This is a genomic window from Carboxylicivirga sp., from assembly GCF_982718395.1.
In genome coordinates this window covers 19021-39371 of sequence record NZ_CEXQWX010000007.1, presented here as the reverse complement: position 1 = coordinate 39371, position 20351 = coordinate 19021, and the positions used below count along the sequence as shown (strand labels likewise).

Below are 20351 nucleotides of genomic sequence, written 5' to 3'. Positions count from 1 at the left end.
CTACCTGTACTTTTCATTTCTGTTTAGTAAAATACTCAGATAGCTTTCGTAACGTGAATAGGCTATTTTTCCATCTTCAACAGCTTCCTTAACCGAACAACCAGGTTCACTATAATGTGTACAATTATTAAAACGACAGTCTTTTGCGTATTTAAAGATCTCTTTAAAATAATGGTATAACTCTTCTTTTTCAATATGAATCAGACCAAACCCTCTTATACCAGGTGTATCGATGATATATCCACCAAAACTTAACGCGTGCATTTCGGCGAATGTCGTGGTATGCTTTCCTGATTGATGAATAGCTGAGATTTCAGCTGTCTTTAAATTCAAGCCAGGCTCAACTCTGTTGATCAATGTAGATTTACCAACACCTGAATGGCCGCTTAAAACACTAATTTTATCCTTTAGTAAAGTTTCTATTTCACTTAGGTCTTCTTGCTTTTTTGCAGATACAGCGAGCGTCTTATAGCCAATGCCTTCGTAAAGTTCGCGCCATTCATTCAATATTTGTAAATGTTTTTCGTCATACCGGTCTGTTTTATTAAATACGAGCGTAACAGGTATACCGTAGGCCTCTGAAGCAGCAATAAAACGATCAACAAATACTCGAGACGTCATTGGGTAATTTATGGTGATAATCAACACTGCCTGATCAACATTAGCGGCAATGATATGTGATTCCTTGGATAGGTTTGTCGCTTTTCGAATTATATAGTTCCGACGTTCTTTTATTTCTGATATCACCCCTTCTCCATTGGGTTCTGCATCAAACACAACACGATCACCTACCGATACCGGGTTAGTACTCTTAATTCCTTGAAGCCGTATCTTTCCTCTAATTCTGCAGATTACTAATTCTCCACCCTCGGTGAGAACCGTATACCTACTACCAGTTGACTTAATGACTAACCCGTTATTTTGCTCCATCCAAAAACATTTTCTTCAAAAATAAACGATTGAATTTAAAAAAACGTATTATCAACAGAATCTTTCCGCATTTCTTCTTGCAATAAGTCCTGAGTTTGTTAGATTATTTTATTAATAGCTTAGTTTTTTACATGAACAAGCGAATTTCCTTTAGTAATGAATGTATTTATACAATGTAAAAAAGCTATTTTTGTACTTATTGAACTAGGTGGATCTTTCCTCTTGGAAATCATGAATTTAAAGTGGATAAAAACGAGATAAAGGCAATAAAAGCTGAAAACAGCAGACTCAAACGCATGATAAATCGTATGTATCAAGGTGTTTGGGGTTTACCTTTCAGACCTAATGAACAAGAAGAACCCATATCATCGGGTTACCTGCCTTTATATCTCTCGACTGAACTATCTTCTGATCAACCAATAGAGAATAAAATCCAACACACTCTTAACATCTTAGGCGATTTCGCTGATGTAAGTCGTATCTACATATTTGAGAATCACAAAAACACAGAATATTTCTCTAATACCTACGAGTGGTGCAGTGAAGGTGTTGAATCTGTCAAAGATACACTCCAAAATTTGTCATATAATGATTTTAAAGAATGGCGCCATCTTTTAACTGAAGAGGGGCAAATCATTGCATCTGACATTAAAAACCTTCCGGAAGAAGTTCATGAACCACTTTCAAACCAGGGAATAGTATCGATATTAGTTTATCCACTTTGGGTAAAGAACTCTTTTTATGGTTTCATAGGTTTTGATGAGTGCAGCTTCAAACGTGAGTGGTTGCCACACGAAACAGATTTATTACACATGGCCGCCCGACTCATTGGCCATACTTTTGAAAGAGAATCTACTTCTGAAGAGATCAGGAAGAATCACGCCGAAATATTAAAGGTTAACAAAGAATTAGCCGATAAAGAACGCTTCCTTCAAAACATATTAAGCTCTGCGCCTGTTGGTATTCTCCTTATACGAAATCGCATCATAGAATACGTTAATGATGCAACACTGTTTCAATCCGGTTATTCAAGAGAAGAGTTAATCGGACAGCCATTGGCCGATCTTTACTACGAAGGGAAACAAGACTTAGATAAGATTCATCAATTTTATCAGGATATCAAAACTAATGGTATTGGCACGCTTGAGGCTCACATGAAGGGCAAACATAATGAGGAATTTATCATTCGCGTACTTGGTACTCCGGCTCCGCAATATACAGGAGAAGACACCTTCCTCATTATAGGAGAAGACATCACGCACGTGAAGAAGACCGAGGACCATTTACGTGAAAGCGAAGAGCGAAACCGAAAATTAATTGAAGCCACCATTGATGGTATTTTTATCATCAATGATCAGATGAAACTGATGTATGGAAATGCGTCGGCATGCGAAATGCTTCATTATACGCAAGAAGAAATATTTAACCTCCACATTGAGGCCATATTCCCTTCCAAGGAATATTACGATGGATTTACAGAAGTCATCAGCCAGGTTAAAAATGGTGATGATTATAAAGGGGATACACAGCTTATCAACAAAAAGAAAGAAATTGTTCATGCTGAGGTATATGTCACGACTTTAAATCTGGATGGTAACCTTCATTATTATGCTTCTATTCACAACATAACCAAACGAAAGAACAACGAAGTATCACTTAAAAACAACGAACAGAAATACAGAGCTTTAACTGAAAACTCACCTGACCACATACTTCGCATTGATCACAATGGTATTTTATTGTATTGCAATCCTGCTTTCTTAAATGATTTTGATCTGGAAGAAGCGGAATGCGTTGGCAACCTCCTTAATCAAATCAATGAACTGCCTAAAGAATTAATCGATGGTTTAGGGTCTAAAATAAATGAGGTTATTAGTTCAGCCATTCCAAATAATGTTGAACTTGAATACCGTTTTAAAGATAACATTAGAGCATTTGACTGGACAATAACACCAGAAACTAATAAAGCTCAAATTTCATCACTCCTGATCGTAGGTCGGGATTATACTCAGAAGAAGAAAGCGGAACAGGAACTCGTTATTGCAAAAGAAAAAGCTATTGGTGCTGACAAACTTAAATCGGCATTTTTGGCTAATATGAGCCATGAAATCAGGACACCATTAAATGCAATAGTTGGATTTACCAATTTACTTAAAGAAGAAAACATCTCAGATGAAGAAAAAATTGAGTACGTCGATATAGTTAATAAAAGTTCCGAAAACCTGATGGAACTGATTAATGACATTGTTGACCTTGCTAAAATTGAGAGTGGCGAGCTGACCCTTGTCAAAGAAGATTTTGATGTTATTAAGCTACTTAATGAAGTCCATTTACTGTTTGAAAAACGAATGGCCATCGACCAAAAAACTCATTTAAAGTTCTATCTCAATCTTCCTGATAATAAAGAATCACTGTATATAGCGTGTGATCATCGCCGTTTAAGGCAGATATTTATTAACCTTCTGGGTAATGCTTTTAAATTCACTCAGAAAGGATTTATTGAATTTGGTTACACAATTGAAGAGAGTAAAGTTCGCTTTTATGTGCGCGACACAGGCATTGGTATCGCTCCTGAAAAGCAATCCTTTATCTTTGAACCATTCCGCCAAGCCGATGAAAGCACCTCAAAAAATTATGGTGGAACCGGGCTTGGCTTATCGATTTGCAAACGGCTTGTTGATGCGCATGGTGGTAACATTGGTCTGATATCGGAGCCTGAAACTGGTTCTGAGTTTTTCTTTACGCTTCCTATGCTCACAAAACCAAAAGTAAATGGAACCAAACCTTCTGCCAATGCAATCGCACAGAAAGTAATCAGACCAGCTAATTATACCTGGACAAATAAAATGATGTTGCTGATTGATGCGACCAGTACAGCTCAGTTGCAAATGCGAAAAGCTCTGGAGCGCACAAGAATAACATTAATCTCGGCCAGAACTCAAAATTCAGCGCGCGAACTATTGCTGAAACGTAATGACATTCACATTGTGTTAATGGATTTAGAAATGCCAGGACTTGAGCTGAAAGGTTTTATTCCTGGTATCAGACAAATGGGTATTTATGTTCCTTTTATTGGACAGACCAGCCGCACACTATCTAACGAAGACAAGGAAAATTATCTTGAAATGGGGTTCAGTTATGTTTTCGAAAAACCTATTGATAATGATGAGCTATTGCATGCCTTTAATGACTCCTTGAGTGGCTCAAAAGTTAACTGACATTTGGCCTGATTAAATATCAATTCCCTTTTTAGCATTATCTATCTGGCTGCGAACATCCTCAAATTGCAGATAAGGAAAAATGGAAGGTGCAATTGACTTCAAAGGAGCATATAGGTGAGACGACTCTTTTTGATCCTCAGGAATTACATTATAGGTCCTTTCAAAACTTCCTAATATTGCTAATATAACACTAATGATAAATGCATATTTGAGTAAACTAAAAATTGCGCCTAACACCCGGTTAACCATCCCCAGTGCAATAGCTGATACCAATTTGTCAACAGCTTTAGCTATCAGGTGAACCCCAATAACAATTAATATAAAGGTAATAATAAAAGCTGCAATGCCAATATATGAAGAGTCAATATAATCAATCAGATAAGATTCAGTTATGCTGCTGAACTGTATTGCTCCAAACAGGCCTAAAACCAATGCTGCAAGGGATGCTAATTCAATAATCAATCCATTCTTAAACCCCTTGACAACTGCCAGTATCAGCAGAATACCAGCTACAATATCAAAATAATTCATGTTGCTTTACTTAGCAGGAATACCCCGGTTCCTCATTCTTATAATGGTTTAAAAGTAAAAAAAGATTCGATGATTAAGATATGTGTTGTCGAAATTTAATCTGTAAACGCCTTTATTCTTAGACTTGCTCACTTGTTAGTATTTGGCTTTTCGCCAAAATACCGCTAATATTGTGTTACATCTTTTCCTGATTTAAAATAGATAATTAAGATATTATGCCTTATAAGGAGCAAAAAGTAGAAAGACTCTTTTATTCCATCGGTGAGGTTGCCGATATGTTTAAAGTTAATACTTCGCTCATCCGTTTTTGGGAGAAGGAGTTTGACATCATTAAACCGCACAAAAACAAAAAAGGTAATCGTCTGTTCACTCCAAAGGATGTTGAGAATTTTCACCTCATCTTTCACCTTGTTAAAGAAAAAGGTATGACCCTGAAAGGTGCCCAAAAAAAGCTGAAAGAGAATCACGATGACACTGTCAACAATTTCGAAGTAGTGTCAAAACTGAAAGATATCAGGGAGTTATTGGTGGAAATTCGTGACAATATAGAATAAGATAATCGTGCAAATTCAAGAAATAATTAATGAGCTTGAGCAATTTGCTCCAAGTGCCCTGAAAGAGGATTTTGACAATGTTGGTTTATTGGTTGGTAATGCTAATGATAATGCCAAAGGAGTACTCATCACCCTTGATATTACAGAAAAAGTAATTGATGAAGCCATTGAATTAAATTGTAACCTGGTTGTAGCTCATCATCCTATAATGCTTTCAGGAATAAAGAAGATCAATGGTCGCAATGCCACCGAACGGATTATTATCAAAGCAATACAAAATAACATTGCTTTATACGCTTCGCACACCAATGCCGACTCCGTATTAAATGGTGTAAGTGGTAAGATGTGCGAAAAGCTCGGATTGGAAAATTGCAAAATCCTATCGCCTAAAAAAGAAAGCCTGTTAAAACTTGTAACGTTTGTTCCCAATGAACATGCAGATATGGTTCGTGATGCAATTTTTAATGCCGGTGCCGGACAGATTGGTAATTATGATGCTTGCAGTTACAACTTAAACGGTGAAGGAACTTTCAGAGGTGGCGATAACACGAATCCTTTTGTTGGCAAAAAAGGTCAAATCCATACCGAAAAAGAAATTCGGGTTGAAACGATCTTACCGGCCTACCTAAAGAACAAAGTAGTAAGTGCTTTAATAATGGCTCACCCCTATGAGGAAGTTGCATACGATTTGTATCCTTTAGCTAATGATTGGCCTACAACAGGTATAGGTATGGTAGGTGATTTACCTAATGAAATTGACGAAGCCACTTTTCTAAATCAACTGAAAAGCACTTTTAATACTGCCTGTGTTCGCTACACTGAATTATTAAATAAGCCTGTGAAAAGAGTGGCTTTATGTGGCGGTTCAGGCAGTTTCTTACTTGGCAAAGCAATAGCTGAAAAAGCCGATGTATTTGTAACAGGCGATTTTAAATATCATCAGTTTGCTGATGCCGAAGGTCGGATTTTAATTGCTGATATTGGACATTTTGAGAGTGAACAATACACTAAAGAAGTTTTTTTTGAGATACTTACAAAAAAATTCTCTAATTTTGCAATCCATTTATCAAACGTGAATACCAATCCCGTAAATTATTTATAACAGCATGGCACAAGATTCAAAAGCAAATGCACCAGAAATGACGGTAGAGGAGAGATTGAAAGCTCTTTACGACCTTCAAAGCGTAGAGTCGTCAATTGATAAGATTCGTACCCTTCGTGGTGAGCTTCCTTTAGAAGTTCAGGATTTGGAGGATGAAATAGAAGGGCTGGATACTCGTATGGGCAACCTTGATGGGGAGGTTAAAAATTTAAACGACGCCATACTGAGTAAGAAAAATGAGATTAAAGAGGCTGATTTGCTAATTAAGAAATACGAAGCACAGCAAGGCAACGTGCGAAATAATCGCGAGTTCGATTCTTTATCTAAAGAGATTGAATTTCAAAAGTTGGAGATTGAGCTTTGCGAAAAACGTATCAAAGAATTCACAGCCGAATTAAAGAATAAGAAAGAACTGGGTGAATCATCGAGGACTCTTTTGGAAGAAAGAAAGGCTGATTTAGATGCCAAGAAAAAAGAGTTGGAAGAGATTGTTGGCGAAACACAGGTTGAAGAGGAGCGATTGATTGAAAAATCAGACGAGATCATTAACATGATTCCTGAACGTTTGCAAGTTGCTTTTAAACGTATTCGTAAGAATGCCCGCAATGGTTTAGCCGTTGTAAGCGTTGAACGTGATGCTTGTGGTGGTTGCTTTAATAAAATCCCACCTCAGAGACAGATGGATATTGCTTCGCGTAAAAAGATTATTGTATGCGAATACTGTGGTCGTATCCTTGTTGATAGTGCAATCGGAGGTGAAGAAGCTTAATAAGCCTGTTCAAAAATATATAGCAGCCGGACTTGTTCCGGCTGTTTTTGTTTATAGCTTTTGCTATTTTTATAACAAAACTCAAACATGAAGTATTTTCTGATCGGCTTTCTCTTTTTTTACTGCATTTGTCCTTCATGGGCACAAAAGAGAAACTTCCTATCTGTGGATGGTCAGAAAAAGTTACTGCAACTATATCAATCTCCAGATATAACTACTTCATATTTTAGCAGCAATACTTGCTACTCATCAATTGAAGAGGAATATCTGCGATTGTATGACCTTTTTCTAGCTTATCAAAGTTCAGAAAGGAAATTGTTTGCTGAATCGTTTCATACCGGGATCAATCAATTCTCAAAAATGCATTCAGATGATGATCGTTTTCCAGTTATGTATTCCACATTACTCATCCAGCAAAGTCTCTTATACTGGAATAATGAAGACTTTACCAATGGCATTCGATCATTTTACAAAGCACACAGAAAGATGGTTAATATAAGAGATTCAAATTATCCTATTCAATACAATAAACTTAAGGGGATGATCAATGTATTTCTCAATCAAATACCGGAGCAGTATCGCTTCTGGACATCCCTGATCGGACTTAACGGCAATATTGATATAGGATTCAAACTGCTTGCTGAGAATATTCAACTATGCTCACAAACAACTGGTGAATATATCGAAGCTCTTGTTCTTTATAATTATTGCCAGTTAAAATTTGGAGAAGTCCAGGACTCAAATGTCAGGCAACAATTGCAACTTGCTAACTCCCAGAATTCACCCCTTTTATCATTTGTTGTTACATCACTTGCAATAAAAAATAAGTTAGGAAATGAAGGCTTGGCATATATAAATGAATTATCTGAAACCACGTTAAACCAATTTCCACTACTACATTATATGAAGGGCCGTTTATTGCTGAACTCTTTAGATAGTGCATGCCTGAATCAATTCCATAAGTTTAAAAGCACTTATTCTGGAGACTCTTTTAAGACCGATGCATTACTTCGCGAAGCATGGTGGTATCATATAAACGCTTTGCATACTAAAAGAGATAGCATTAAACAGTTAATCACACAAGAAGCCAAACTACCCACCTCAAACGACAAACAAGCAAAAGCCGAAATTACAACATTAAACACCCTCCCCGTTTCTTTACTAAAAGCCCGGTTATTGTACGATGGAGGTTATTTTGGGAATGCACAACTGCATTTGAATCAAACCAACATGTCTCGCCTCAATGAATATTATCGTGCAGAAATCTTTTATAGAAAAGCCAAAATACAGCAACAATTACACAATTATAAAGACGCAATGTCGAATTTCAACCAGGTAATTGCCTTAACTCAAAACGATGACAGATACATTGGACCTTACTCCGCTCTGGAAACAGCTAAAATTTATCTGAAGGTCTATAATGATACAACCTCATGCCAACAATACCTGGAACAAGCTCACAAATTAAATACCGGGGCTTATAAAAAAACCATCAATTACAAAGTCAATAATATTCTCAACAACTAGTTAATCACTTCTGAACAATTTAGAATAAAGAAGATCAACTGTTTTTTGTCTTTAACAGATCGACAATCTATAAGGCAGATTCTGATTCCGCTTAATACAATCTTAATAATTACGGTATCCTGACACTGCTGTTTATCAACAGTTAACGGCTTCAATTTACCTTTTCACTTTTCAATTACAAATAAACGACCTTTTGGTCTGTTAAAACTTAATATCTAATTAACAATTAGCATTTTACCAGTTGCTTTTTTGATTCAATTTTGTTTATTTTAGTAGCGATAAATTTACTTTTTAACCTAAAACATTTAATAATGAAAAAGACTTTACTCTTTGTTTTTAGTTTTTTATTCACTTTTAGTCTTGCTTTACATGCCCAGTATACTGGTACCGGAAGCTTCGGAAAAATTAGTTCCATGGATGATTTTGAAGCCGACACTTATTATGTTCTTCATGGTATTAATGGAGATGATAATGGTGCAATGGGTAGCTCATTTGCTTCAAGTGGAAGATTTGAGGCTGTCTCTGTGACAATAGCAAGTGGTACCATAGTTGATCCAGCCACCGCTATTGTTTGGAAAGTAGCAGGAGATGCTACGAATGGGTATACTCTCTACAATGAAAATACTAATGAATTTTGTGAAATAACTGGAGATAATACATCTGGCTTTAGCCTTGAAGCATCTGCATTAGAAGGGTTTGATGCAAGTTATGACGACGATGATGGATTTATTTTCTCCACAAGGAATGCAGCAGGCAATAATCGCAAAATCGCAATATACAAAACAGATTTTAGGTCATATACTAATCCTAACACCTTGCACCTTTATAAACTTGGTCATGTACCTCCTCCTCCAACAGGAACATTGGAGCTAACTTCCCCAAATGGTGGTGAATCATATAGTTCTGGGCAACAAGTGCAATTTGCATGGAATTCTACAGATGTAAGTTCCGTTGATTTTCAAGTTTGGAATGATGATTCTACTTGGGAAACAATTGTTGAAGATGTAGCTTCTGTTGATGGAGCAAATACATATGATTTCACAATCCCAGCAAATGCATGGAGTTGGAATGGATACAAGATTAAGGTAGTTGATGCAAGTGAGTCATCAATTAATGACGAGTCAGATGCCACATTCTCAATTGATGGACATGATTCTGAACTACTTTGGACTGACTTTGATTCAGACTTAGCTCCATGGACCGCAATTTCTGTTGATGCAAGTGGCTCCGAGGAATGGTCATCTAATGATTATAATGGAAAAACACACGCCTATATTAATGGTTATGATTCTGGAGAAAATGAAGACTGGCTAATTTCAACTGCTATAAATATGGATAATACCAGTAATGAAACATTAGAATTTGTTTCTGCATCAAAATTTGGTGACAACGCTGGATTGTCTGTTAAATATTCAACAGATTACGATGGAGGAGGCGATCCTTCCAGTGCAACCTGGATTGATTTGTCTGGTTTTACTCTTGGTGATGGAACCGATTCATGGATTAATTCTGGAACTGTTTCTTTAAGTAGCATATCAGGGAATGCTTACATCGCCTTCGTTTATGCCTGTGGAACATCAGATGCTGTTCGTTGGAGATTGACAAACATTTATATTTCAGGAGTAGACAGTACTCCAACCAACCTCTATAGTGAGACAAAAACAGACGTTACAATAACTCCAAATCCATTTGTAAACGAATTGCGAATTGAATCAACTAAAAATGTACAGAATATAGTAATGTTTAATACTACTGGTCAGGTTGTTAAAAACGATAATTCTGGCATTAAGCGAATTATTACTCATAATTTACCTAAAGGCATGTATATTTTGCAAGTTAAGTTTGCTGACGGAAGTATAACAACCAAAAAAGTGATTAAGAAATAAGAATTTTTCCCTCTAATAATTCAAAAGCTGTCAGGTATTCTTAGCCTGGCAGCTTTTTTTCTATAACAAGAATAGATGAAACGGATTACACATCCCTTCTTGTCCCTTGGATAAAAGTGGGAATTGTCTGTATAAAAAAGGACCTGCCCGAAGGCAAGTCCTAACTAAACTATATTGAAGCAAAATCTGGTTTAAAACAGTCCGTCTATTAATTGATCGTCGGCCATATTTGGTATTGTCACCTTCAAATTTGGATTAGCTTCCATGGCACGTTTGATGGCAAAAACAGCACCTTCATTGCGCGCCCAGCTTCGGCGTGAAATACCATTATTTACATCCCAGAATAGCATATTGGTTAAACGGCGATGTGAATCTTCTGATCCATCCAATACCATACCGAAACCACCGTTCATTACTTCACCCCAGCCTACACCGCCACCATTATGCAACGATACCCAGGTAGCACCACGGAACGAATCACCAATCACATTCTGAACAGCCATATCAGCAGTAAAGCGGGAGCCATCATAGATATTTGATGTTTCACGATAAGGACTATCAGTACCTGATACATCATGATGATCACGACCTAACACCACTGGTGCTGAAATACGCCCTTCGGCAATGGCTTTATTAAAAGCTGCTGCAATGCGCGTACGTCCTTCGGCATCAGCATAAAGAATACGTGCCTGCGAACCAACCACCATCTTATTCTTTCCTGCTTCTTTAATCCACAGAATATTATCAGCCATTTGCTGTTGAATCTCAGCTGGCGATTCTTTCATTAATTCTTCCAGAACATCCGTAGCAATCTGGTCAGTAATGGCTAAATCCTTTGGATCATTGCTTGAACATACCCAACGGAAAGGACCAAATCCATAATCGAAACACATAGGCCCCATAATATCCTGAACGTACGACGGATATTTAAAGTCACCTTTTTCATTCATGATGTCAGCACCTGCCCTACTCGACTCCAACAAGAAAGCATTTCCATAGTCAAAGAAATACATGCCATTATCGGTACATTTATTCACTGCCGCAACATGACGACGTAAACTCTCCTGAACTTTCTCTTTGAATAATTCCGGGTTTTCAGCCATCATTTTGTTTGATTCCTCAAAAGACACCCCAACCGGGTAATAGCCTCCCGCCCATGGGTTATGAAGAGATGTTTGGTCAGAACCTAAATCAACCTTAATACCTTCCTCAGCAAATTTCTCCCACACATCAACTATATTGCCCTGATAAGCAATCGACACAACTTCTTTAGCTGCTTTGGCTTTTTCAACACGAGCTACTAATTCATCCAAATCGGCAATTACTTCATCCACCCAACCCTGCGAGTGACGTGTATGCGTTGCTTTAGGATTAACCTCAGCTGTAATACTGATACATCCTGCGATATTACCTGCTTTAGGCTGTGCTCCTGACATTCCACCCAGTCCGGCAGTGATAAACAGCTTACCTGCCAAATCAGTTTTGCCACCTGAAATTTTTCTTCCGGCATTAAGCACAGTAATAGTTGTTCCATGTACAATACCTTGTGGTCCGATATACATAAATGAACCGGCTGTCATTTGTCCGTATTGGGTCACGCCTAATGCATTGAATTTTTCCCAATCATCCGGCTTCGAGTAATTCGGTATCATCATACCATTGGTTACCACAACGCGAGGCGCATCTTTATGAGATGGGTACAAGCCCATAGGATGTCCTGAATACATCACCAGGGTCTGCTCATCGGTCATAGTAGCCAGATACTGCATGCATAAACGGTACTGCGCCCAGTTCTGGAAAACAGCTCCATTCCCACCATAGGTTATTAATTCATGTGGATGTTGTGCCACTACATAATCCAGGTTATTCTGGATCATCAGCATAATAGCTGCCGCCTGACGTGATTGATGCGGGAACTCATCTAAATGACGCGCCTTCATCTCATAATCAGGACGCAAACGATACATATAGACACGTCCGTAAGTATTTAACTCTTCTAAAAACTCAGGGGCCAGCTCTGCATGATCCTTTTCTGGGAAATAACGTAAAGCATTACGCAATGCCAGTTTCTTCTCTTCTTCATTTAAAATTTCCTTACGCTTAGGAGCATGGTTGATACCCGATTCGTAAGCTTTTGGTGCCGGCAACACTTCAGGAATTCCCTCTAAAATAGCTGCCTGAAACGCTTTTGTATCCATATATAATCAGTTTGTGTTTTCAATTTTGAGCGAAATTACGAGCATATTTTATTCATATACATGATAAAAGGCAAATTGAGTAAAATCAGGTTTTTCGGTGGAAGAAAGAGAAAGCTCAGTCAGAAGTTAATATCCTTTTAAGGTTTATCTGTATAGAAGAAATCATTCTGTTTCTCCAATTATAATATATTACTATGTTAATATTTTACTACTTTTGACATGCTGAACCAAATACACATTAATGTATAACAGTGACATTCAAACACATTAACACACAACAACTAAAGTAATTATTTATGGAAGTAAAGTATGGATTTACTATACTTGAACCTTTACGCCTATTTTCATTGATTATTTTTAACACCATAAAACTTGAACTACCAATAAGACACAAGAATTATTAAACTCAAATTCAAATATTCAATCAACAACATTACAATGAAAAAAACGATTATTTTATTAGGCCTATTTAGCATGTTTATCGCAACTAAAGCACAAATGACCTTGAAGCAAACTTTCGAGGTAACACATACGGAGGATTTCACGTATTTTTTGAAAAACGTACAAGAATCGCCAGCTAATCCAAATACAGTAAAGTATATTCTGTATAGTTCCAAGGATAATTCAGTAAAAATATTCAATCCAGATTTTAGCTTACACAAGATTGTACCAATTGAAATTCCGGCCGGCTATGATCTAATATATAATATAATCCATGCCTCAACTAAGGCCTTTAATTCAGATGAGAAAGTTGAATTTATCATTTTGTTTAGAACCCCTCAATATACAATCCATACACAATTCTTAAATGAAGATGGTGAACTTATTAAAGAATACTCAGGTCAACCTTTTATTCATCCGTATGTATACATTAACAATAATGAGTTTAGAATAAATATTGGAGAAACTCTTATAAATTCCGACGGCTCTATCACCAATAAATGGGAAGTATATACACTGGGAGGCACTGTACCAACAAATACCCAAGCTTTAAGCGTTACTGAAAAAAGAAATCCATTTCCCAACCCCAGTAGATCAGTCGTAAATCTACCATATAACTTAAAAAGCCAGAATCAAGCTATCATGACTATTTTCAATTCTAAGGGTGCTATAATTGAAAGAAAGAAAATTGATAAATATTTCGACAAAATTCAGTTAGATGTTTCTGGTTATAATCCTGGCATGTACATTTATGAATACAATGGCATTTCAAATAAATTCGTAGTCAATTAGACGACACGCCGAAGTCTGTAACTTCGGCGTGCATAAAAAATAATTTATATAGCTAACTCATATTTATTATAAAAGGCAAATTGAGTAAAGTTAAATTTAAACCTCTGTCTGCTAATTAACGTCAAACTGATTGTAGTTACCATAGAGAAATCTTTGCTTTGTTTGCCTTGCTCTTTAGGTAAAAGACACCCTTTTTAACCACCATTTATTTCGTGATATTATCCTTTTGCAAAGAAGAGCAGCGCACTACAGTTCCTTTGGAAACTCACTAAGTGTTTTTAATGTGCTAAGCGAATTGCAGAAACAGGCTGGAAAGTGATTCCCTGATAAGTCTGGTACATATGAATTCTGCTTTGGTTTCAACTGGTGATCAGCATAATATGTATAATTATACAAGTTTAATTATTTTGAGAGATCAGCCTTAAACTGCTTATTATCAGTCATTATTATTGAGGCTAAAAAACATGCTTATATTTTTAGAAAAACATCGTTATCTTTTTCCAAAAACATAGTGATGTTTTTATCAAAAGTTCAGCATGTTTTTGTCAAGAGATAGTTAATCCCTGTTAAATGCATAATTATTCAGGAAGCAGTTAATTTATTGAATGATAAATGTCGTTTTCCTTTGTTATTAAAAACCTTATCTTGAAATCCAATTTTTAAAAATCATTTAACATGTTTACAAAAGAGACGTATATAAACAGGCGTAAGCGATTGGCTGAAAAAGTAAAATCAGGATTGATTCTGATGTTGGGAAACAAAGATGTTCCAATGAATTACGCTGACAATGTATATCACTTCCGTCAGGATAGTACTTTCCTTTATTTCTTTGGCATTGATCTGCAGGACCACGCTGCCATTATTGATGTGGATAACAACAAGGAATATTTAATTGGTGACGATATTTCATTGGGTCATATCATCTGGATGGGACCACAACCAACCATGGTCGAAAAAGCTGCGTCGGTTGGTGTTGAAAACACTCGACCAATGGCTGATTTGGTCAAAATGATTGATGAAGCTAAAAAGGCTGGGCGCACCATTCATTTTAATCCTCCTTACCGTGGTGAAAATATTATGTGGCTGGCCGATCTGTTAGGTTGCCATCATTCAGAAGTAAAAGAAAAAGCTTCGTTAGAACTGACTAAGGCTTGTATCAAGATTCGCTCTATTAAAGAAGCTTGTGAGATAGAAGAAATGGAGCGTCACATGGCAGTAGCCTATAAAATGCATACAACAGCTATGCGAATGGCCCAGGACGGCGCATCTGAGCAAGCCATTACAGGGGCTTTGGAAGGCATTTCAATGTCTGGAGGCGGAATGGTTTCCTTCCCGATCATTTGTAGCAAACGTGGTGAGACTTTACACAACCATGATCATAGCAATATTCTTAAAACTGGCGACTTATTATTGGTTGATGCCGGATCAGAATCACCATTACACTATGCAACCGATCATACTCGTACCTCTCCGGTAGGTGGCACGTTCACCCAAAAGCAAAAAGAGATTTACCAAATTGTTGTGGACGCCAATAACATTAGCCGCGAAGCCACTAAGCCTGGTGTCACTTATAAAGATGTTCATTTGGTGGCAGCTCGCGTATTAGCATCAGGATTAAAAGATCTTGGGTTAATGAAAGGAGATGTTGATGCTGCTGTTGCTTCAGGAGCCCATGCATTGTTTATGCCTCATGGTCTGGGCCATATGATCGGATTGGATGTTCACGATATGGAGGATTACAACGATACATTAGTTGGCTACATGGACGAGATGGAACGAAGCACCCAGTTTGGTCTGTCAGCACTTCGCTTGGGTCGTACCCTGCAACCGGGATTCTGTATCACCAACGAGCCAGGTATCTATTTCATTCCAGCATTAATTGATCAATGGAAAGCAGATGGTACCAATGCTGAATTTATCAATTTTGATAAAGTGGAATCTTATAAAGATTTTGGTGGTGTTCGTTTAGAAGATGATATCCTTGTAACCGAAGACAGCTGTCGCATTCTTGGTGAGCGAATTCCAATTGATGTGGAAGACGTTGAGGCAACTGTAAAAGAAGGCAAAAAATAGTCATTAGATAATAGTCAGTGGTCAGTAGTTCCATATTCTACTGACTACTGTCTAAAAACTAGTAATTAAAGTAAATCATGAAGAAACTACAGTTATTAATGCTGGCTGGTGCCATTGCTTTTGGGGCGTCGGCTCAGGAAGAACAAAAAAGCACCATTGAATTTAAGCCGGTGCACGACATCAAAACCACACCGGTAAAAAGCCAGGACAGAACAGGAACTTGCTGGTCTTACAGTACAACCTCTTTTCTTGAGTCGGAAATTATCCGATTAGGCGGTCCTGAGCTGGATTTATCAGAAATGTATTTTGTACGTTACGCATATCCTGAAAAAGCTCGTCTTTATATAATGGCACATGGCAAAGGCAATTTTAGTGAAGGCGGACAGGCACATGATGTAATGAAAGTAGTTCGCGACTATGGAATTGCGACAGAGGAAGCTTACCCTGGTCGTCGTGATGTAACAAAGCCGCACAACCATTCTGAGCTGGCTTCATCGCAAAAAGTACTGCTTGATAATTTTATTAAAGGACGTAAGGCATCTCCCTCTCCTGTTTGGTACGAAGTGCAAGATGCTATTCTTGACATTTATCTTGGAGAAGTTCCTGAAATGGTAAACGGCAAAACACCTCAGGAATTCGCCAAAGAAATGAAGATTAATGCAGATGATTACATTGAGTTAACCTCTTATACCCATCACCCTTATTACAAAGCCTTCAACCTGGAAGTACCGGACAACTGGAGCGATGACTTATATTACAACCTGCCATTGGATGAATTGATGGAAGTAATGAATAATGCATTGGCCAGTGGTTATACATTTGTCTGGGATGGAGATGTAAGCGAAAAGTTCTTTTCTCACAAACAAGGTGCGGCTATCATTCCTGTTGATGACTCCAAAGGTTATGCTCCACAAGAGGAAAAAGAGATTACTCCTAAAATCCGTCAGGAAGCATTCTTATCATGGCAGTCAACTGATGACCACCTGATGCACATCACTGGCTTATCAAAAGATCAGAACGGAACGTCTTATTACAAAACCAAAAACAGTTGGGGAACCGATCGCGGAGGTTATGAGGGCTACTTATATATGTCAGAAAGCTATATGCGTCAGCACACTGTGGCTATCATGTTGCATAAAGATGCATTACCAAAAACAATTAAGAAAAAACTAAACATTAAATAAGGGGTGATCGTTACACCCCTTTGCTAAACCTATGTCTAAGTAAAAATAATCCGAATGAAAAACACACTAATCACTTTAATTTTGGCAATTGCTTGCTTATTACCATCAGTAGCGCAGGTTAACTACAAAACGCGCGAAGAAATTCCCGATCAGTACAAATGGAATTTCGACGACATTTATAAAAGCTGGGATGATTGGGAAACTGATCTGGCTGCGATCCAAAAAGATATGGATGAAATGCTAACCTTTAAAGGTAAGCTGGGCGAAAGTGCTCACAATTTGTTAGCCATGATGCAATTACAGGAAAGCCTGATGAAAAAGGCTTACAAAGCCTACCAGTTTGTATCCTTGCAAAGTACCGTTGACACTCGAAATACCGAGCTCCAGGGCAAGCTTCAGAAAGTACAAATCATGTTTGCTCAATTTGGTGTTTCAATGGCCTGGATGTCGCCTGAGATGATTCAAATTCCAGAAGAAACCATGAAACAATGGATTGCTGATAATGAATCTTTGCAAGTTTATCAGTTTGAGTTAATGGATATGTACCGTCTGCAAAAACATGTACTTAGCGAAAAGATGGAAGAACTGGTATCTTATTTCTCCCAGGTATCAGGAACTGCCGGAAAAGTATTTACTGCGTTGTCAACAGCTGATATTGAATTTCCTGAGGTAGAACTTTCGAATGGTGAAAAAGTGAAAGTTACTCCGGGTGGTTACTCTAACATTGTAACTAACAACAAGAACCAGGAAGACAGACGTAAAGCTTATGAGGCCTTTTACGATGTTTATTACAAGAATAAAAATACCTACGCAGCCATTTATAATGGTATTGTGCAATCTGGATGGGCTAATGCCAGAGCCAAAAAATATCCAACTTGTTTGGATGCCAAATTGGAAGGAAACAATATTCCAAAGGAAGTTTACCTCAACCTGATCAATACCGTTAAAGAGCACACTGCTCCGGTACAGAAATATAGTAAGCTTCGTAAGAAAGTGTTAGGTCTTGAAAAGTACTATGGTTTTGATGGCTCCATTAGTCTGGTTGATTTCAATAAGAAATACCCATATGATGAAGCAGTTGATATCGTAACTGAATCAGTATTGCCATTGGGTAAAGATTATCAGGCCAAACTTAAAACAGCTACTTCAAGTGGTTGGTTGGATGTATACGAGAATCCAGGTAAACGCTCTGGTGCATTTTCTTCAGGCGTATATGGTGTTCACCCTTATATGCTGTTAAACTACGATGAGACGCTGGATTATGTATTTACTCTGGCTCATGAGCTGGGCCATACAATGCATACTACTCTTTCTAATGAAACACAGCCTTTTGCAACGCACAGTTACACCATCTTTGTGGCCGAAGTAGCCTCTACCTTTAACGAGCGTTTGTTACTTGATCATATGATGGCCAACACAAAAGATCCGAAAGAGCGTATTGCCTTATTAAATCAAGCCATTAAGGGTATTATTGGTACTTTCTATGCACAAACCATGTTTGCTGATTACGAATACCAGGTACACACAATGGCCGAACAGGGTCGCCCGGTGAATGCCGATATCCTGACCAATATCTGGAAAGAGTTGGCAGACACCTATTATGGTGATGTGTCTGAACCAACCATGTATTCCGGTTATGCGTGGACACGTATCCCCCATTTCTATAATTCTCCTTTCTATGTGTATCAATATGCCACTTGTTTTGCCTCTTCAGCCAAGTTGTATAAAGATGTAACGGAAGGCAAAAAGAAGGATCGTCAAGCTGCATTGGAGCGTTATATCACCTTATTAAAATCAGGAGGTAATGATCACCCAATGGAACAGTTAAAGAAAGCCGGAGTGGATTTGTCCAAGCCGGAGACCATTATGGCGGTTATCAACCAGTTAGACGAGTTGGTTGATCAATTAGCTTTGGAGATCGAGAAATTGGAAGAGTAATTGTTAAAAGTAGATCATTAGAATTTAGACATAAGATTGATTTACCAGATGCTTAAAGTCTGATAATTATTTACTCTTTAAGATAAAATTCAATTTAAAAGGTGGCCGTTGGGCCACCTTTTGTTGTTTTAACAGGACTTTCTTGATTTCCAAATGTTGATACAGGTTTGACTGATGGTATCCAGAATGATGGTAATGGGGATTCCAAAACGCTCCTGTTGGTAATACGAACGTTTGCAATGAGCCCTCAAGTATAAAATATCTCAGATAATTAAATACGGATGATGAATTGGAAGGAATTGTATTTATTCTTTCACAAATTTAGATTGGATGTTATTTAATTGCCATAAATAAGTGCCTGGTCTTAAAGTTGATATTTCTACCTCAATATTACGTTGTTGATCTACATCGTTACTTTTTACATGCTTCCCGTTTAAATCATATATATTTAAAGTTCCAGTCATATTTTTATCAAATTCTATAGTTAAAACTTCATAGGTTGGATTTGGATAAAATGAAAAAGATGATGACTTTTCTTTAGTGATTGAATTTGGTGTTGAAACTCCGGTCACATCATATATGTATATTTCCTGACTGCCATTAATTTTTATTTTGCGACCACCATTCCATTCTTCAATTAATTCAACGAGGGGCATTGATTCATCTTTATCTCCAGAATAGAATCGATCCGGACCAATTCGTTGTAATATTTCGCCGTTTTCATTAATAATGCAAAACTGTCCATATGAATTTTCATTTGTACCTTCTAAAACAATAAGTTCGATGTTATCATCATCATTGAATAAATGATCAGTCGGTAAAAACATTTGTTTGAAATAGCTATCATTTTTAGCAATGACTTCTTTGTATAATTCATGTGACGAATCGTAGATGTTAATTCTTTCTTTTGTGAGCTCTGCGTACATGGTTTTTTTAGTTTTATCACTTTCAAAAGCAATTACCTTTGTGGTAAAAGATTCAGCAGGAGTATAAATTTTTTCTAAAACCACTTGCGCATCATTTTTGTGCAAAAAAAACAATGCTAATACAATAAGAGTTAATGTGTTTTTCATCGTGTGCTTTTAAGTTTAAGGCCTAAATTATAAATATATTATTTGAATGCGAATATACAATCATTAATATTTATATGTTTTTATCATGCGGATAACATCATTAAATTATTTGATTAGTCAGGCAAAGATTTG

At 37.2% G+C, this 20351-nt stretch carries 14 protein-coding genes; 10 read left to right on the top strand and 4 right to left on the bottom strand.

The window, feature by feature from the left end; genetic code table 11:
- Positions 1-930 (bottom strand): ribosome small subunit-dependent GTPase A, encoded by a 930-nt coding sequence (gene rsgA, locus AC4MRQ_RS02875; RefSeq protein WP_491196133.1) that lies wholly within the window; start codon positions 928-930, stop codon positions 1-3.
- A 242-nt stretch (positions 931-1172) separates the two neighbouring features.
- Here rsgA and AC4MRQ_RS02870 point away from each other — a divergent pair, with 242 nt between their 5' ends.
- A complete protein-coding gene (locus AC4MRQ_RS02870) occupies positions 1173-4148 on the top strand; it encodes a hybrid sensor histidine kinase/response regulator (RefSeq protein ID WP_491196132.1) in 2976 nt (991 codons plus the stop codon).
- A 12-nt stretch (positions 4149-4160) separates the two neighbouring features.
- On the opposite strand, the gene AC4MRQ_RS02865 is transcribed toward AC4MRQ_RS02870, so the two are convergent.
- On the bottom strand, positions 4161-4682 hold the full coding sequence (locus AC4MRQ_RS02865) for a CvpA family protein (protein WP_491196131.1): 522 nt from the start codon (positions 4680-4682) through the stop codon (positions 4161-4163).
- Between the two features lie 215 nt (positions 4683-4897).
- Here AC4MRQ_RS02865 and AC4MRQ_RS02860 point away from each other — a divergent pair, with 215 nt between their 5' ends.
- The 5 genes from AC4MRQ_RS02860 to AC4MRQ_RS02840 all read left to right on the top strand — a co-directional run bounded on the left by AC4MRQ_RS02860 (position 4898) and on the right by AC4MRQ_RS02840 (position 10520).
- Positions 4898-5236 carry a MerR family transcriptional regulator gene (locus AC4MRQ_RS02860; RefSeq protein WP_491196130.1) on the top strand — a complete coding sequence of 113 codons (339 nt, stop codon included), beginning with the start codon at positions 4898-4900 and terminating at the stop codon, positions 5234-5236.
- A 7-nt stretch (positions 5237-5243) separates the two neighbouring features.
- Positions 5244-6338: a Nif3-like dinuclear metal center hexameric protein gene (locus tag AC4MRQ_RS02855; protein WP_491196129.1), complete on the top strand. Its 1095-nt coding sequence runs from the start codon at positions 5244-5246 to the stop codon at positions 6336-6338.
- 4 nt (positions 6339-6342) lie between these two features.
- Positions 6343-7107, top strand: coding sequence for a zinc ribbon domain-containing protein (locus AC4MRQ_RS02850; protein WP_491196128.1), 765 nt, complete (start codon positions 6343-6345; stop codon positions 7105-7107).
- A gap of 87 nt (positions 7108-7194) precedes the next feature.
- Positions 7195-8634: a hypothetical protein gene (locus tag AC4MRQ_RS02845; protein WP_491196127.1), complete on the top strand. Its 1440-nt coding sequence runs from the start codon at positions 7195-7197 to the stop codon at positions 8632-8634.
- Positions 8635-8945: 311 nt separating this feature from the next.
- A complete protein-coding gene (locus AC4MRQ_RS02840) occupies positions 8946-10520 on the top strand; it encodes a choice-of-anchor J domain-containing protein (protein WP_491196126.1) in 1575 nt (524 codons plus the stop codon).
- Between the two features lie 191 nt (positions 10521-10711).
- Here AC4MRQ_RS02840 and hutU read toward each other — a convergent pair whose 3' ends face one another.
- Positions 10712-12718, bottom strand: coding sequence for a urocanate hydratase (gene hutU, locus AC4MRQ_RS02835; RefSeq protein ID WP_491196125.1), 2007 nt, complete (start codon positions 12716-12718; stop codon positions 10712-10714).
- Positions 12719-13156: 438 nt separating this feature from the next.
- On the opposite strand from hutU, the gene AC4MRQ_RS02830 reads away from it, so the two are divergent.
- The 4 genes from AC4MRQ_RS02830 to pepF all read left to right on the top strand — a co-directional run bounded on the left by AC4MRQ_RS02830 (position 13157) and on the right by pepF (position 19146).
- Positions 13157-13951: a T9SS type A sorting domain-containing protein gene (locus tag AC4MRQ_RS02830; protein WP_491196124.1), complete on the top strand. Its 795-nt coding sequence runs from the start codon at positions 13157-13159 to the stop codon at positions 13949-13951.
- Positions 13952-14626: 675 nt separating this feature from the next.
- The gene (locus AC4MRQ_RS02825) at positions 14627-16024 is read left to right on the top strand and encodes an aminopeptidase P family protein (RefSeq protein ID WP_491196123.1); all 1398 of its coding nucleotides are present in this window, start codon (positions 14627-14629) and stop codon (positions 16022-16024) included.
- Between the two features lie 77 nt (positions 16025-16101).
- On the top strand, positions 16102-17208 hold the full coding sequence (locus AC4MRQ_RS02820; RefSeq protein WP_491196122.1) for a C1 family peptidase: 1107 nt from the start codon (positions 16102-16104) through the stop codon (positions 17206-17208).
- 54 nt (positions 17209-17262) lie between these two features.
- Positions 17263-19146, top strand: coding sequence for an oligoendopeptidase F (gene pepF / locus AC4MRQ_RS02815; protein WP_491196121.1), 1884 nt, complete (start codon positions 17263-17265; stop codon positions 19144-19146).
- Positions 19147-19451: 305 nt separating this feature from the next.
- Here pepF and AC4MRQ_RS02810 read toward each other — a convergent pair whose 3' ends face one another.
- Positions 19452-20219, bottom strand: coding sequence for a T9SS type A sorting domain-containing protein (locus AC4MRQ_RS02810; protein WP_491196120.1), 768 nt, complete (start codon positions 20217-20219; stop codon positions 19452-19454).
- Between the last annotated feature and the right edge of the window lie 132 nt (positions 20220-20351).

What these genes read in the sequence shown, in the direction of transcription:
- AC4MRQ_RS02860 (WP_491196130.1), top strand. Translation starts at nt 4,898, where the DNA reads ATGCCTTATAAGGAGCAAAAAGTAGAAAGACTCTTTTATTCCATCGGT.
- AC4MRQ_RS02850 (WP_491196128.1), top strand. Translation starts at nt 6,343, where the DNA reads ATGGCACAAGATTCAAAAGCAAATGCACCAGAAATGACGGTAGAGGAG.
- pepF (WP_491196121.1), top strand. Translation starts at nt 17,263, where the DNA reads ATGAAAAACACACTAATCACTTTAATTTTGGCAATTGCTTGCTTATTA.
- AC4MRQ_RS02845 (WP_491196127.1), top strand. Translation starts at nt 7,195, where the DNA reads ATGAAGTATTTTCTGATCGGCTTTCTCTTTTTTTACTGCATTTGTCCT.
- AC4MRQ_RS02825 (WP_491196123.1), top strand. Translation starts at nt 14,627, where the DNA reads ATGTTTACAAAAGAGACGTATATAAACAGGCGTAAGCGATTGGCTGAA.
- AC4MRQ_RS02840 (WP_491196126.1), top strand. Translation starts at nt 8,946, where the DNA reads ATGAAAAAGACTTTACTCTTTGTTTTTAGTTTTTTATTCACTTTTAGT.
- AC4MRQ_RS02820 (WP_491196122.1), top strand. Translation starts at nt 16,102, where the DNA reads ATGAAGAAACTACAGTTATTAATGCTGGCTGGTGCCATTGCTTTTGGG.
- rsgA (WP_491196133.1), bottom strand. Translation starts at nt 930, where the DNA reads ATGGAGCAAAATAACGGGTTAGTCATTAAGTCAACTGGTAGTAGGTAT.
- AC4MRQ_RS02865 (WP_491196131.1), bottom strand. Translation starts at nt 4,682, where the DNA reads ATGAATTATTTTGATATTGTAGCTGGTATTCTGCTGATACTGGCAGTT.
- AC4MRQ_RS02810 (WP_491196120.1), bottom strand. Translation starts at nt 20,219, where the DNA reads ATGAAAAACACATTAACTCTTATTGTATTAGCATTGTTTTTTTTGCAC.
- AC4MRQ_RS02830 (WP_491196124.1), top strand. Translation starts at nt 13,157, where the DNA reads ATGAAAAAAACGATTATTTTATTAGGCCTATTTAGCATGTTTATCGCA.
- hutU (WP_491196125.1), bottom strand. Translation starts at nt 12,718, where the DNA reads ATGGATACAAAAGCGTTTCAGGCAGCTATTTTAGAGGGAATTCCTGAA.